Below are 13921 nucleotides of genomic sequence, written 5' to 3'. Positions count from 1 at the left end.
GACCTCACAATTCTCACACCCATGCCCGCACGCGGGCGCGTCCAGGTAGACGCTGGCATTCACGACTCGCCTTTCCGTTCTCGTTGTGTTCATAATGCCGGAACGGGAAGCCATGATGCCACATGTAAATTTCTCGTCCGAGTTGGCGAGAGGCCTTGAAGCGTGACGGGTCTGATTTAGCCGATTGTCACGGCCGGCCTGGCGGCCAACGTGCGGCGCCTGGGTGCGGGTACCGCGCGGGTACCGGGAGCATCGACAACGCGAAACCTCTAGCTCTTCTGCCGGACCGGCAGCATCGCGGCGGAGGTCACCTCCGCCGCGATGTCCGCTTATGGCAGGAAAACGGACGTTGCTTAAGGCGCGAACCCGCCGACGATGCGCTGCACACGAGCCCACAACTCGTCCGACATCCCGTTCTGCCAGACACACGCTAAGGTCCAGAAGAAGCGGCGATCTGCTCGTGCCTCCGCCTCGACATCAGCGATCACTCGGTCACCATTTTCGCCAAGCAGATCTTCAAGTGGCCCAGCGCCCAGCATGCCGAGGATTTGCTTAGCGCCGGTCTGACCTTCCGTGAACAGGTCTGACCCTGCATACCTGCTCACAACATCCTTAATCACGCTTAAGGCGAGTTCCGGCTCATCGTAGGCAAGGTTATCTAACCGGAAGCCTTTCTCAAAGACATCATCCGGTGCGTCATCAACGCTCTGATAGCGCTGCAACGCGATCCAATTGTCACCGTGTTCTTTGGCCGAAAGCTGCATCAGCGACACGGTGCCAGCGACTCCTGATGTCTGCAAGTGGGCGCTAACGGCCCGGCCGCTTGTGGCAGGTAAGCCGCCGTTCAAGCGACAGGCTCACTCCCGTCGCCCAAGTGTAGTTGACCCGCTCGAACGGTGAACCACCGCGGCGCATCATCGCGCCGATCCACCAGATGCCATTGCGGCTGCCCGTCTGTGGTCGAGAAGGACAGGAACCGGATTCCACCGTCCGTCGTGATGGTCACTTCAGGCAAGGCGCCATATAGCTCGACTCTCGCGATCCGGGCCCCGCGTAAGGCGTCGAGAGCTGGTTCCCATAGGTCTTCTTCGCTCCAGCTTCCGCATCGGATCGCCGTCGCATCCTCGATGCGCCAACTCCACTCGACCCCTAACGATACTTCACCTTCGGGATGGCCCATCGAGCCATCTCGATTGGCTACAGGTCGCAATTCGCCAAATTCAACGAATATCGCAGACCCGTAGCCACGCCAGACGTGGCTGATCGGCAAGCCGACGAGGGAGGCAGCAAAAGGCCCAAAGGCTTGGAGGGGTGTCATAGACCCTGATCGTACCTCGGCGCTACGATATCGGCTATTAGGCGATAACGGACATGCCGGTGGGTGACCGCGGCGGAGGTCCCCTCCGCCGCGATGTCTGCTTATGGCAGGGAAGCGGAACGTCTGCTTACAGGAACGCCGAGGGCGATACCAACATGGCGCGGCATCACCGTTTCCCGAAAACGATCGAATATCGGGAAAGGGTTAGCCTTCTCAAATCCCGCCGACAACGTCCGAGTTGATACGCCGGCAACGTCAATCTGCAACGCGAAGGCCGCTGCCGGCGCAGCCGCTTAGCCTCGCAGTACCCCCATCACGATCTCTTGGCGTTCGAGCGGCGCGCTATGCGGATTGCCCGTTCCGAAGGGTGGTTTTGGATCATATTCCATCGCCAGCTCGACCGCTGCCGCCATGTCGTGGCCAGCGATATAGGCACAGAGTGCGAGGCCGAGGTCGATCCCTGCCGTGACGCCGGCAGAGGTCCAATACTTGTCGTCCTGCGTCACCCTTTCTCCGGTGTACTCAGCGCCAAAGCGAGCAAGGTAGTCCTTCGCACGCCAGTTGGTGGTAACCTTGCGGTCACGAAGCAAAACGCGAGCGCCAAGGATCAGCGATCCCGCGCATACAGAAGCCGTCAGCTCCGTGCCTTGATCGAGCCGCAACACATTCGAGCGCACGAGTTCGCTGGCCATGCACTGCCGTAATCCCTCGATGCTGCCGCCCGGTATGAGCAATATGTCGGTTTTGCCAATGTTAGCGATTGCAGCGGAAGGCGCTAGAGAAAGAACGCCATCGCCGGTCCGGCAGGGACTACCTGTTTCGCTTACAAAGGTAATTTCGGTATCGGGTAGTCGCGCCAGCGGATCATACGCGCCAATCGGATCAAGAGCCGTGACACCATCGAACAAGAATACTGCTATCTTCATGCAGCTTCCTTCCGTGGAGCGGCCCAGGCGAGCGGCCTTCTGTAGAACCGCGCTCCCCGTTGGTTGCCCATCTACGTCGCCAGTCACGCAGCGAGGACAGCCTACCGCTAACGTGGCCTGATGCAAGATCGGGAACGAGGGGCAGCCGAGTGACCTTCCCACAAACGAACCCGTAGCGGGATGGCTGCCCTGGCGACCGCGCCAACGATCGTCCGGCTCGCCTGCTTTCCCAAAATCTGTTCCCGATTGCTCTTTCCCGAAATGGACCGTTGAAGATGGGAAAGCGGGAAACATCGCGCTTAACGAGCGGCCGTTATCGGCAGCCCGAGATGCCGGCCTCAACGTCTAAGTTTGGGCGTTAGCGGACGTCCACGCCGGCTGACCGCGGCGGAGGTTACCTCCGCCGCGATTAATAGTGCGGACCATCCACCGTAGAGCTGCTGAGATCCATGCTCTTGCGCACCATGACCAAGTCGAAGCGCTTGTAAAAAGACAGCAGCTTAGCCGGTGTGATCCTGGTCTCGACTGCTCTGACCTCGGAAGGGCGCTCCTCAAAGCTGGCAGCGGAACAAAGGTAGGCGACGAGAGAGCAGTCCTCGACATCGCCGGGTGACAACGAGCTGGCCGTCAAGCGCACGGCTGCGATCCTCTCGCCCTGCTGAGCGAGACCAAGTTCCTCAAGGTGCCTCAGCAGATCGCTGTTTTCGGCGATGTCGGCAGCGACGGTTCCTTCGAAGTCGTCATATTGCACGCCGGCCACGAAGATATTCATTCAGCTTCTCCCGATAGAGAAGCCGATGGTGAGCGCCTCGCCGTCCGCGAGGCAACCGCAATCCCATCCATCTTGAGGTCGACCATGCTGACCAACGCTGCCGTTAAGGCGGCGCGCCCACGCGCGTCCGCGTATAAGATCGCCGACGAGCGCGGTCTGCACCTGTTCGTGGCGCCGACGGGCCGCAAGTCATTCCGTTGGCGCTTCCGCTTTGCCGGGCACGAACAGCTGCTGACGATCGGCCAATGGCCCGAGGTGTCGCTCGACGCAGCGAGGGCGCGAGCCGAGTCAGCGCGCGAGCAGCTCGGCCGCGGTGTCGATCCGCGGACGATCGCGACCGCCATGACCTTCGAGCGCGCGGCGCGCGCCTGGCACGCGCAACAGGTCGCCGGGTGGACGCCGGTTCACGCGGCCGACGTGCTCGCCAGCCTCGAGGCCGACGCCTTCCCCGAGCTGGGCGCACTCGAGCTGGACTCGATCGACGCGCCGGCGGTGCTCCGGATCATCCGCGCGATCGAGCGCCGCGGCGCGATCGCGACGGCCAGGCGCGTCCGGCAGCGGATCTCCGACGTCTTCGCCCTAGCGGTGAGCGAGGGTTGGGCCGCGACCGACCCGGCGGCCGTCGTCGGCCGCGCGCTTGCGCCGGCGCCGGCGGTGCGGCGGCAGCCGGCGGTTACGACGATTGCCGAGGCGCGCGAGCTGCTCGCCGCGGCCGAGCTGGTCGACGCCGGCGCCGCGGTGAAGCTCGCCTCGCGATTCCTGGCGCTCACCGCGGTTCGCCTGGCGGTGGTGCGCGGCGCGAGCTGGTCCGAGATCGAGGATCTCGACGGCGCCGAGCCGCTCTGGCGCGTGCCGGCGGCGCGGATGAAGCTGGCGGCCGCGAAGAAGCTGGACGCGGCCAACGACCACTTGGTGCCGTTGGCGCCGGCCGCGGTCGAGGTCCTGCGCGCCGCGCGCGCGCTGTGCGTTGCCAATATGCATTCTGACGATGCAAATATGCATTGTGCATATGCGGATATGCGCGCCGGCGAGCTGATCTTCCCGGGTCGCGGCGGCGCGGCGCCGATCGGCGAGGGCGCGATCGGCGCGCTCTACGATCGGGCCGGCTTCGCCCGGCGCCATGTCCCTCACGGCTGGCGCGCGACCTTCTCGACGATCATGAACAAGCGTCAGCCGGCCGATCGGTTCGTGATCGACAGCACCCTAGGCCATGTCCTCAAGCGGGAGGACGGATCCGCGGCGAAGGTTGAGCGCGCGTACAATCGAGACGATCAGCTTGAGGGGCGACGTCGCGTGCTTGAGGCCTGGGCCGAGTTCCTGACGAATTAGTCGCGCAGCCGCCATCAGACCGCGGACATGCGCTCGATCTCGCAGAAGTCACACGGCTCGCCCCTCTCAGACGGCGCGGACTTGCACTCGGGGCATAGATCGTCCTGTTTCGCCGTCGGCGCACTGGCGGCCTTAATCACGCCGCGCCCAAACGACGGAGCTACGAACGCCATAAGAGTGGCCGCCGAGATCATAAGAGGTCCTCCTTTATCCTTATGCAGTGACAATAGCTTAGCGGAGCGAACAGCGACAGCGCGGCGCACGAAACATTTGAGCCAGATTGGCACCGTTCGTGCTCCATCCCAGGCAGCATCGGGGCGGCGCAAGCCGCCACGCTCGACCGCCGACACTTGGCAATCGATTGGAGAGGCCGGGGCCTGTCCACGCGGGGGGATGATCAAATCTAGCGCATGAGACCGCCTAAGCGGTCTCATTACTTATTCATTTGAAGCCCTGGTGGTGGATAGAGGACATTTCATGTCCTCGCGTTATGGATCGAAGAGCCCAGGCTGGCGACCGCGCTCCGGAGTTCGGAGGCGCCCGGCATCGCGGGCACTGCCGCCGACAGAGACGCTGCGGGAGCGTTAGTGAGCGCGGCGACCGCTCGACCGATCCGGCTCAGTTTCCGCGCTAGGATCTGGGCGTAACGGTGCCAGAGCCGCGACGGCATCTTCTGGCGGTGCTCGAAATGGTAAGCGTTGCTCGTCTGCTCGCGCTGAGGGCCGCGCTCGTGCTCGTTCCCGGTGCGTATGGTCCGACGCACCCAGCTGATCAGTCCGTGATCCTTGAGCCGGCGTAGGGACGCCTTGACGCTGTTGACGTGGCATCCGGCGACGTCGGCGATCGTCTCATGCTCCGGAATTAGCCGACCGCTCGCGAAGTCCAGGTGCTGCAGCAGCGCCTTGAGCACCGATACGTCGATCCGGCGAAGGCGGCGATCGCCGCGGTCGATGACCTTCTCGAGGACGCATAGCTCCTGGCGGATGGTCGCTGGTCGACCTGGTGGCACGTCCGCGGGCGACGCGGCGGCGAGCGTCTCCAGCTCGGCCTCCAGCTCGGCGTGCTTGGAGCGCGCCGCGCGGACGTCGGCCGCTGGCGTTTCTCTCCACCCTTGGTGGTACCACTGTTCCGCCGCTTGCAGCAGCGCCTCGATGTGCGCGATTCCCTGGCCGACCGACCCGTCTCCGATCCGCGCCCATGGTCGCGCTCGAGGATCCGCGACGTCGAAACTGTCGCGATGGGGCACGCGCCGACCCTCCCCATGATCGGGGCCGCGCGTCGCGGTGCCGGTGAGGTGAGCGGTGGCTTTCTTAGTGAGCTGGGCGATCTGGCGCGCCGAGTAGGTCTCGGTCGAGCTGGGGTGCGACATAGGGGGCGTCCCGAACGGGCAGTCGACGGACGCACGAAAGCGCCGGCATAATCGCGTTCGATCGCCGTGCGCTCATCGTGCAGTGGAAGGCGCCGTCAGGCGCCTCGCGTTGGCTGTCGCAGGTCCCGCGAGGGTCTCCGGTGTGACTCCGGTGTTAGCCGGAGCGACGCACGGAAATCCGCGGGATTTCAGAAGGTCTCGAGAGTGCCCATCTAGTCTCTAACCCGCAGAAAACCGGGCTAGGGGGATCGTTCGTAATGATGGGGTCACAGGTTCGAGTCCTGTAAGCGGCACCACCTTAAATCCAGATGTTGGCGGTCGCGCTGGTGTTTGCGCGCGTTGCGCGGGAACGGTGCCCCCGATGCGTTCCCTCATTCGTGCGCGGCTTGGCGCGATTATCGGCGAGCACTTCAGTTTCACAGCCCTGTGCAGACGCCATTTCTTGCACGATCTCGGATGCAGGCAGCAGGGACGCAGGAGGTCGTCGTTGACCGCCTCTCATCTCCTCCGATGGAACTGGCAGCGCATGCTTCGTCCCGCGTGATGTACGCGCCTGGGAGGATGTCAGACCAACGCCTTGAGCGCCGGCCCGTGCGGCGTCCCGCGCCCCGTCTCCGCCGCGGTCCAGAACGTCTCCAGCAACCCGCGGTCGGGCAGGTAGGGGCGCAGCACGCGGAGTACGAGTCGGGACGCGGGCACGCAGACCTCTCGCCCGCTCCCTCGCGGCGCTGTCTCTGCCGCCGACGTTGCGGGCGCTTTCGCGAGTTCGTCTGGATCAAGCCGATGAGGATCTCGGCTCTAGGACCTGCGTCGGCTGCGCTTTCGTCCGCGTCCTTGCTGTACTCTAGGCGGAGCCTAAACGAGTCTAGGATTGGGACAGGGTGACCGGAACACGGCTGCGGCCTTGATCTAAGTTCTTCCTCTGAGAACGCTATCTTCGTATCAACAGACCGCTCGACCACGGGCGCGGGATGTTGCAGCTCTGCCGGCTGCGCATGGCGGGATTCCAGCCGTCGGCGGTGTGTTCCCTTTCACATCGCCCCCGCTTGGCTTGGCTTCATCATAGCATGGCTGAGCCCAGCCACGTGACGATCCGATCGGAAGAGAAGCGATGTTCGGCCCATGGTGAATAGCCATGTCATCCTGCGCCGATCACTCCTCTTTGAACAGAGAGAAGAACACATCATCCGCCAGCCGGCTGCGTCAGATCGAGTGCCGGGCAAGTCAGGCCAGCATCGTTCGATACGGCCACCATCGCGATCCCAGCTGGCGCCATGTCAAAGCGTCCATCACATCTTGCCCGCCAAGCTCCCGACGACGGTGAGCGTAAGGGAAGGGTCGGCCGGATCAGGCAGTGTGAATGAGAAAACGCCTGCCGCCTCCTCGACCTTCGGACCAGAGACAAACCCATTCATCATCCCATCGCCGGCCGTGGCGGTCCAATTGCTCACGACGCCCGACTGAGCGCCCCGGAGCGATATGCTGCCGAGCTGGTATTGCGTAGCGGAACTGCGGGTGCTGTCGGTCGCGGTCAGTAGCAACGCGCCCGAGATATCGTGTGTCGCATAGTTGATGGTCAGCCGGACTGTGCCCGTGATGTCGTATTCTGCCCTCTTGGGCCGGATGGATTGATCGCCGCCGGCCGCGTGCCCGAGCACCAAGCCCTCGTAGAATATGCTCCCGCTGGTTGGCACAGCGTTTGAAGCGACAGGAAGGCCAAACGCGATCGAGCGCACATCTTGTGACGTTCCGCCAACGAGAACATTCGACCGAGCGAACCGGAAGCTGCCGATGGTGGCGTATGTCAGCGCAAGCTGATCGTTCGCAGGCCCGGCATTGAACAACCTTAGATCATACTCGCCCGGCGACATCCCAGCGAATGGCCCGCTTTTTCGGTACAAGGTGAAACGCGGCGTCGATTCACCTGTCACGATCTCGTCGGGAGTGAAGGTCACCTGACCGTCCGCCATGTACGAGCTGCCTTGATGGCGGAAGGCATACGCCCGTTGCGCACTGGCATAGGTGAGCGCCCCGTCGGTGACGGGAGGGCGCTGCGCATCGATCTGGATGCCCGTGCTGGTTGACTGGTAACTCAGGCCGACCGACGAGGTGACGAAGACCTGATCGGCGACAAGCGATACGAGATCGCTGTTCATGGGTGTGGGCGTCGGGATCGGGGTCGGAACGGGCGTGGGTGTCGGGCCAGGGCTTGGAGTCGCTATGGGAGCGGGTGTCGTGTCGCTACCGTCAGCGCCGCCGCAGGCGGCAACAAGCAGACAAGCGGCTAGCCCTGACATCGAGCAGAGCGATCGCCCGGTAAGCCCACGCGCCAAGCCGGCTTCGCGTGACGCCAGCGAACCGCTCAGTTCCGGAGTAGGTCGGGCTATGTGACGGTTGAACAAGACATCTCTCTCCTAAGAAAAGGCGTGATGCACGGATCGCCATGTGTCCAGCCCGATCGCCCTTGTGCGAGGCATGGACGGCCGGAGATACCTCCACGGCGGTGCAGTCTCCGCTTGTCGTGAGGCGATGCCCTTCGTTTCCGCTCCACCCCCTCGAGCGATCGGTACTTGTCGGTGGCAACCGACACGGATCTGTTGCTGGTAGCGAACCCGGCCGCCCCGCCGCTGACTGGTTCAGACGGCGCTGATGTGCTCGCGGGCGTCTTCGCGAATGAGACGCTGACGGGCGGGAGCGGCAACGATTGGCTGAGCGGCGGTGGGGGCAGCGACATTCTCATCGGGGGGCCTGGTCGTGACACGTTCCGCGACACGGCCGCCGGGCTGAACGGCGACACGATCACCGACTTCCAAGTGGGTGACCGTATCGTCATCAGCGATGCGTCACCCTCGCAGTTCGCGTTCTCGCTCAGCGGTCATACACTGACCTACACCGGAGGGGCTGTCACACTGACCAACCTGCCTTCCGAGGGGATCAGGGCAACCGCCTTGGCTGGCGGTGGCGTGCAATTGACCATCGGCGCGCCGACCTCCTTCGAGACGGTACGGCATGATTTCAACAACGACGGTCATTCTGACGTGCTCTGGCGCAATGCCGACGGATCGCTCAGCAACTGGCTCGGTCAGCCTAATGGTGGTTCCCTCGGCAACGACAGCAATGCGTTCGTACAGGTGACGAAGGACTGGCACGTCGCTGGAAGCACGGATGTGAACGGCGACGGGCACGCTGACCTGGTATGGCGCAGTGACGCCGGGGGCTTCAGCACGTGGCTCGGCACATCAACCGGAGGATTCGTCGGCAATGACGCCGCCGCGCGGACTCAGGTCGACACGGCCTGGCAGGTCGTTGGCGCGGGGGACTTCAACGGAGATGGACGAGGCGACGTGCTTTGGCGTCACGCTGACGGCACGCTATCGGATTGGTTGGGCCGTGGCGATGGCGGCTTCACGCCGAACCATGGCAACGCTCGCGCACAGGTTGGCACTGAGTGGCGCGTAGTCGGCACCGGTGATATCAACGGCGACGGTCGTGCCGACATCCTTTGGCGTCATTCGGACGGCAGCCTCTCCGACTGGCTGGGCAGAGCGGATGGCGGCTTCACCGGCAACGATGCCGCTGCCTTCGTTTCGCGGGTCTCCGCCGCTTGGTCGATCGTAGATACCGGTGACTATAACGGCGATGGTCGCGACGACATTCTCTGGCGAAGCCAGGACGGTGCACTCAGTGATTGGCTCGGCCGGGCCGACGGCAGCTTCGTCGCAAACGACGCTAATGCCTACGTCCCTGTTCCTGTGAGTTGGCAGACCCAGCACGACGGCATGCATATCGCCTGAGGGGCTTCGCTGGTCTCCAGGCTGCGTACTTCGAAGAAGTGCAAAGGTGCCCCGCTGTCTGTTCTGGCAGCGGGGTGCTCACTGTCGCATCGGCGGCGAGTAGGAGCGGTCGTGGCAGAGCTTGGTTCTAAGTTTCCAGTGATTTCTCCGTGACGACCTGGCGTGGCGCATCCGGGCGCAAGCTCATCTGAACGCAACAGCCGCCTGGCGCGTGCCTCTCGAGCGAAGTAATGATCTTGATGTGCTAGAATACGTGCCTGTTGGCACGGTCGCTCGCTGTGCCGGCCAGAGCATCGAGGTAAATGTACGCTCTCGAGCCCCGCGCGGCCGCGAGCGCCGCGGCGAGGACGGCTTCGTCGCCATGCGGGAGCAGCTTGACGCGGGACGTTCGGTGCCCAAGCTCCTGCTGGCGTCGATCCAGGTCAACATTCGCGCCAGGCGCTTCGAGGAGGCGCGGGCCAACGGCGTGACCTATCTGCGGAAACCCATGAAGTGGTCTGATAGATAAAGGAGCTTCGAGACTGCGGCCATGTTACTATCTGCCTGCTATAGCTCGCCGCTGCGGAGCGCGACGACCGCCCAGTTGTACTGACGTTACCGGCGGGGTGGCGAAACTTTTAGATGATTTGAGCGCCTAATTTGTCCCCCTACGCGGCATCGTCTCAGATCGTCGGGCACGAGCGCCCGATCGATGATTTGGCCGCCGATCTTCGCCGCGGAGGGGCACGAGACCTTCCTAGCCCGCCGCGCCAGTCGAACGAGCGCGCTTCACCACGAGTCGTCCAGGCAATTCGACGCGTGAGCCCATCACTCCTTACCCTCGACGTAACTGCCGCTGTCGCCCTCGATGCGATGCACCGCGTTGCGCCCGTGCGAGGCCGCGGTCGCTACCTTGCGCGCCGAGGTCGAGGCGGTGTGGAGCACGCGCGTGCGGCCGTGCACCAGCAGGTTGTAGCTGACGAACCACAGCGCCGCCGAGACGAGCAGCGCGGCGGCGAAGAAGACCCGCTTGCGGCGCCGCTGCCGCCCACCGTGGGTCAGCGCGCGCGTGCCGCACCAGGCGCAACGATGGACGGTGGTGCCCGGACGTAGGGTCGGATGGCTCTGCCAGCGGTGCAGGCCGAGGCTACACAGGATAGTCATGGGAACGAGACTTATGCCTCGCTGACCCGGCTCGGCAACGCCGCGCCGCGCGCGGTCGCCCCATAACGCTACGCCCCCTCGGCGCGCGCCGTGGCGAGATGGTGGAGCACGATCCCCGAGGTGGTCGCGACGTTGAGCGAGTCGAAGCCTGCCGCCATCGCGATCCGCAGCGTGCGCGCGCGCGCCATCAACGCCGGCGCCAGCCCCGGTCCCTCGGCGCCGAGCAGCACCGCGCTGCGCGGCGCGGGCCGCCACGCGGGCAGCGACATCGCGCCCGCGGGGCTGAGCGCGACCGCCTCGAACCCGTGGTGCGCCAGGAGCGCGAGCGCGTCCTCGTCGCGCCCGAGCCGCGCGAACGGGACCGTCAGCGCGGCGCCCACGGAGACCCGGATCGCCTTGCGATAGAGCGGGTCGCAGCAGTCGGCGTCGAGCAGGATCGCGCCCACGCCGAAGGCCGCGGCGTTGCGGAAGATCCCGCCCATATTGTCATGGTTGGCGATGGCGCTCAGCAGCAGCACGTCGCGCGGCGGCGTCGCGCCACCGAGCAACGCGCCGGCGGACAGGTCGGCGCCGCGCTGCCCGATCGCGAGCACGCCGCGGTGGAGCGGGAAGCCGGCGATCGCGTCGAGCACGCGCGGCGCGGCGAGATAGACCGGTGTGTCCGCTGGCAGCCGCGCCAGCAGCGGCGACAGGGCGTCGGCGCGCTTATCGGCGATCAGCAGCGAGGCGACGCGGTGCGTCGCGCTCTCCACCAGCTTCTCGAGCACGACCACGCCCTCGGCGACGAACAGCCCGCGGCGCCCGACCAGGTCGCGCTCGCGGATGTCGCGATAGGGCTCGACGCGCGGGTCGGCGGGGTCGACGATCGGGATCAACTGGGGCACGGCGATGTCCGTAGAGCATTGAGCGCGCCGTGCCATCCTGAGCCGGCGCCATGGCGGAGCGACGGCGGATGAGTGACGAACACGCGCGCGGCCAGCGCGACGGCCTTCGGCTCGCGCTCGCCATCCTGGCCGCGGAGGAGGAGAAATGGGCCGCGCTGCTGGGCGAGAGCCGATCGGGGCGGACCAACCAGGTGCGCGCGGTACGCCACAAGACGCTGCAGGTGGCGCAGCGCCGCGTGCAGACCGCGCTCAACCGGCTGACGCCGCGGCAGGGCGAGACGATCGACGCGGAGCTCGCCGCCGCGCTCGACACGATCGGTTTGTAAGGCGGGCTGCGGGAAGGGGCGCACGCCTCCATCGTCGCACCGCCGCTTCGTCTGGCGATAAACAAGGGAACATGCGGTCGGCGTCACTCCCGGCGCACCATGGTGTCGCATCTTCGACCACTCACCTGCGCCGCGTCCCGCGCCCGCGCGTCATCGGGTCGGGGCGCGGCGGGGGCGTCCAGCCCGGCGGCGGCGTGACTCGCTGCTGGCTCGTGCCCAGGCCCATCGCGCCGGGACGCTGGCGCTCGATCCCGCCGAGGTCGGCGGCCGCAGCCTCTTCCGCGCTCGCGCCACCGCGCAGCAGGGTAATGCGATCGCGCAGCCGACGCGCCTCCTCGAAGTCGAGCGCGGCGGCGGCCGCCTCCATCGCGGCGTGCAGGTCGGCGATCGTCTCGTCCATGTTTCTCTCACAGCCCCATCCGGGTCAGCCGCGCGTCGGCGAGGTCGAGCTCGCGGCCGAGCTGTTCCGCCAGCGTCAGCCCGATCTCACGGCGGCGGCCCAGCTCGAACAGCGCCTGGCGCTCGGCGCGCACCGCGGCGAGGCGGAGCTCGCGCTCGATCTCATTGTCCTGCGAGCGCTCGTCGCGCGCGCCGCTGTCCTCGTCGAGATGCGCGATCCGCTCGCGATACTGCGCCATCAGCCGCGCCGCCACGTCGGTGTAACGGTCGGCGTCACCGCGGTCCTGCGCCATGGCGTGCTGGACCCGCTCGATCGCGGCGATCGCCGCCTCGGCGGTGACGACCCTCGCGCGGTCGCGCTCGCCCGCGGCGCCCTCCTCGGCGGGGAAGGTTAGCCCGCGCAGCAGTAGCGGCAGTCCGCCCGCGGCGATCGCGAGCGAGGCCAGGATCACGCCCGAGGCGAGCAGGATGACGAGATCGCGTGCGGGGAAGTCGGCGCCGCTCGGCAGCGCCAGCGGCAACGTCAGCGCGCCCGCCAGCGTGATCGCGCCGCGCGCGCCCGCGACCGACATGGCCGCGATGACGCGTCGCGGCGGGCTCCCCTTGGCGCCGTCGCCGCGCTGCTTGGCGCGATAGAGCGTGAACTGGAGCGACACCCACACCCAGGAGAAGCGCAGCGCGGCGAGCACCGCCACGATCGCGGCGACATAGCCGAGCAGCCACCAGGCGCTGTCGTGTCCTGTGCCCGCCACCGCGGCCCTCGCGCCGGCGAACAATGCGGGCAGCTGCTCGCCGAGCAACACGAAGATCACGCCGTTGAGCGTGAACTGCAGCATGTCCCATACCGCGCGCCGGCGTATCCGCGTCGCGGCGCTCACCGCCACGCCGCTGCCGACGAAGGTCATCGCGATCCCTGCCGCGGCGGCGGCGAGGACGCCCGAGGCATGGACGTGCTCGGCGGCGAGATAGGCGCCGAACGGGATCAGCAGGCTGACGAGGATGTTCGAGCCGGCGTCGTCGCCGCCGGTCCGGCGCGCCACCAGCACCTTGCCGCCGATCGCGAGCCAGGTGACGCCCGCGCCGATCGCGACCCCGGCGAGCGCCATCCAGGCGAAGGTGCCGAGCGCCTCGCCGAGCGAGAAGGTGCCGCTGAGCGCGGCGGCGATGGCGAAGCGCAGGCAGACCAGGCCCGAGGCATCGTTGAGCAGCGACTCGCCCTCGAGGATATGCATCATGCGCTTGGGGATCGTCACCTTCTGCGCGATCGCGCCGACCGCGATCGGGTCGGTCGGCGACACCACCGCGGCGAGCGCGAAGGCGACCGCGAGCGGCATCGCCGGGATCAGCCAGTGGACGAAGAGGCCGAGGCCCAGCACGGTGAGGAACACCAGCCCCAGCGCGAGCCCGAGCACGGCGCCGCGATCGCGTAGCAGCTCGTCCTTGGGGATGCGCCAGCCGTCGAGGAACAGCAGCGGCGGCACCAGCAGCAGGAAGAACAGCTCGGGATCGAGCTCCACCCGGATGCCCGCGAAGGCGCCGATCAGCGCGCCGAGCGCGATCTGGACCAAGGGACGGGGTAGGGCGGAGGGAAGAAGTCGCGAGACGGTGCCGCTGACGACCACCGCCAGCAACAGGAACAGGCACAGGGTGACGACGTCCAA

The 13921-nt window shown here is 66.1% G+C and carries 14 protein-coding genes and 1 riboswitch; of the genes, 4 read left to right on the top strand and 10 right to left on the bottom strand.

The genetic code is table 11. From position 1 onward, the window contains the following. Positions 1 to 353: 353 nt before the first annotated feature. The 3 genes from K7957_RS05855 to K7957_RS05845 form a co-directional block, all read right to left on the bottom strand. Positions 354 to 764 (bottom strand): DUF6869 domain-containing protein, encoded by a 411-nt coding sequence (locus K7957_RS05855; RefSeq protein WP_343228323.1) that lies wholly within the window; start codon positions 762 to 764, stop codon positions 354 to 356. 847 nt (positions 765 to 1611) lie between these two features. Then, positions 1612 to 2244 carry a DJ-1/PfpI family protein gene (locus K7957_RS05850; RefSeq protein ID WP_223010969.1) on the bottom strand — a complete coding sequence of 211 codons (633 nt, stop codon included), beginning with the start codon at positions 2242 to 2244 and terminating at the stop codon, positions 1612 to 1614. Between the two features lie 14 nt (positions 2245 to 2258). Then, positions 2259 to 2341: riboswitch (ZMP/ZTP riboswitch) on the bottom strand. Between the two features lie 312 nt (positions 2342 to 2653). Continuing rightward, positions 2654 to 3016, bottom strand: coding sequence for a hypothetical protein (locus tag K7957_RS05845; RefSeq protein ID WP_223010968.1), 363 nt, complete (start codon positions 3014 to 3016; stop codon positions 2654 to 2656). An 84-nt stretch (positions 3017 to 3100) separates the two neighbouring features. Between K7957_RS05845 and K7957_RS05840 the strand changes: the two genes are divergently transcribed. Beyond that, positions 3101 to 4345: a tyrosine-type recombinase/integrase gene (locus tag K7957_RS05840; RefSeq protein WP_223010967.1), complete on the top strand. Its 1245-nt coding sequence runs from the start codon at positions 3101 to 3103 to the stop codon at positions 4343 to 4345. Between the two features lie 475 nt (positions 4346 to 4820). Here the strand turns inward: K7957_RS05840 and K7957_RS05835 are convergent, their stop codons facing one another. The 3 genes from K7957_RS05835 to K7957_RS05830 form a co-directional block, all read right to left on the bottom strand. Further along, positions 4821 to 5714: a helix-turn-helix domain-containing protein gene (locus tag K7957_RS05835; protein WP_223010966.1), complete on the bottom strand. Its 894-nt coding sequence runs from the start codon at positions 5712 to 5714 to the stop codon at positions 4821 to 4823. 564 nt (positions 5715 to 6278) lie between these two features. Further along, on the bottom strand, positions 6279 to 6413 hold the full coding sequence (locus K7957_RS20525) for a hypothetical protein (RefSeq protein WP_281422799.1): 135 nt from the start codon (positions 6411 to 6413) through the stop codon (positions 6279 to 6281). Between the two features lie 590 nt (positions 6414 to 7003). After that, on the bottom strand, positions 7004 to 7870 hold the full coding sequence (locus tag K7957_RS05830) for a hypothetical protein (protein ID WP_223010965.1): 867 nt from the start codon (positions 7868 to 7870) through the stop codon (positions 7004 to 7006). A 420-nt stretch (positions 7871 to 8290) separates the two neighbouring features. On the opposite strand from K7957_RS05830, the gene K7957_RS05825 reads away from it, so the two are divergent. Both K7957_RS05825 and K7957_RS20745 read left to right on the top strand, forming a co-directional pair. Beyond that, a complete protein-coding gene (locus K7957_RS05825) occupies positions 8291 to 9508 on the top strand; it encodes an FG-GAP-like repeat-containing protein (protein WP_343228313.1) in 1218 nt (405 codons plus the stop codon). A gap of 241 nt (positions 9509 to 9749) precedes the next feature. Continuing rightward, entirely contained in the window at positions 9750 to 10016 is a 267-nt protein-coding gene (locus tag K7957_RS20745; protein WP_425517156.1) for a hypothetical protein, read from the top strand. Between the two features lie 299 nt (positions 10017 to 10315). On the opposite strand, the gene K7957_RS05815 is transcribed toward K7957_RS20745, so the two are convergent. Together K7957_RS05815 and K7957_RS05810 are read right to left on the bottom strand one after the other, a co-directional pair. Then, positions 10316 to 10651, bottom strand: coding sequence for a hypothetical protein (locus K7957_RS05815; RefSeq protein ID WP_223010963.1), 336 nt, complete (start codon positions 10649 to 10651; stop codon positions 10316 to 10318). A gap of 68 nt (positions 10652 to 10719) precedes the next feature. Continuing rightward, a complete protein-coding gene (locus tag K7957_RS05810) occupies positions 10720 to 11535 on the bottom strand; it encodes a TrmH family RNA methyltransferase (protein ID WP_223010962.1) in 816 nt (271 codons plus the stop codon). A gap of 68 nt (positions 11536 to 11603) precedes the next feature. On the opposite strand from K7957_RS05810, the gene K7957_RS05805 reads away from it, so the two are divergent. Then, on the top strand, positions 11604 to 11861 hold the full coding sequence (locus K7957_RS05805; RefSeq protein ID WP_223010961.1) for a hypothetical protein: 258 nt from the start codon (positions 11604 to 11606) through the stop codon (positions 11859 to 11861). A 121-nt stretch (positions 11862 to 11982) separates the two neighbouring features. On the opposite strand, the gene K7957_RS05800 is transcribed toward K7957_RS05805, so the two are convergent. Together K7957_RS05800 and K7957_RS05795 are read right to left on the bottom strand one after the other, a co-directional pair. Continuing rightward, on the bottom strand, positions 11983 to 12261 hold the full coding sequence (locus K7957_RS05800; RefSeq protein WP_223010960.1) for a UvrB/UvrC motif-containing protein: 279 nt from the start codon (positions 12259 to 12261) through the stop codon (positions 11983 to 11985). Positions 12262 to 12268: 7 nt separating this feature from the next. Further along, positions 12269 to 13921 (bottom strand): Na+/H+ antiporter, encoded by a 1653-nt coding sequence (locus K7957_RS05795; protein ID WP_223010959.1) that lies wholly within the window; start codon positions 13919 to 13921, stop codon positions 12269 to 12271.

This window comes from Sphingomonas yunnanensis (assembly GCF_019898765.1).
Classification (GTDB): domain Bacteria; phylum Pseudomonadota; class Alphaproteobacteria; order Sphingomonadales; family Sphingomonadaceae; genus Sphingomonas; species Sphingomonas yunnanensis.
The sequence above is the reverse complement of the archived record's forward strand: the minus strand, read 5'-3'. Positions and strand labels throughout refer to the sequence as shown.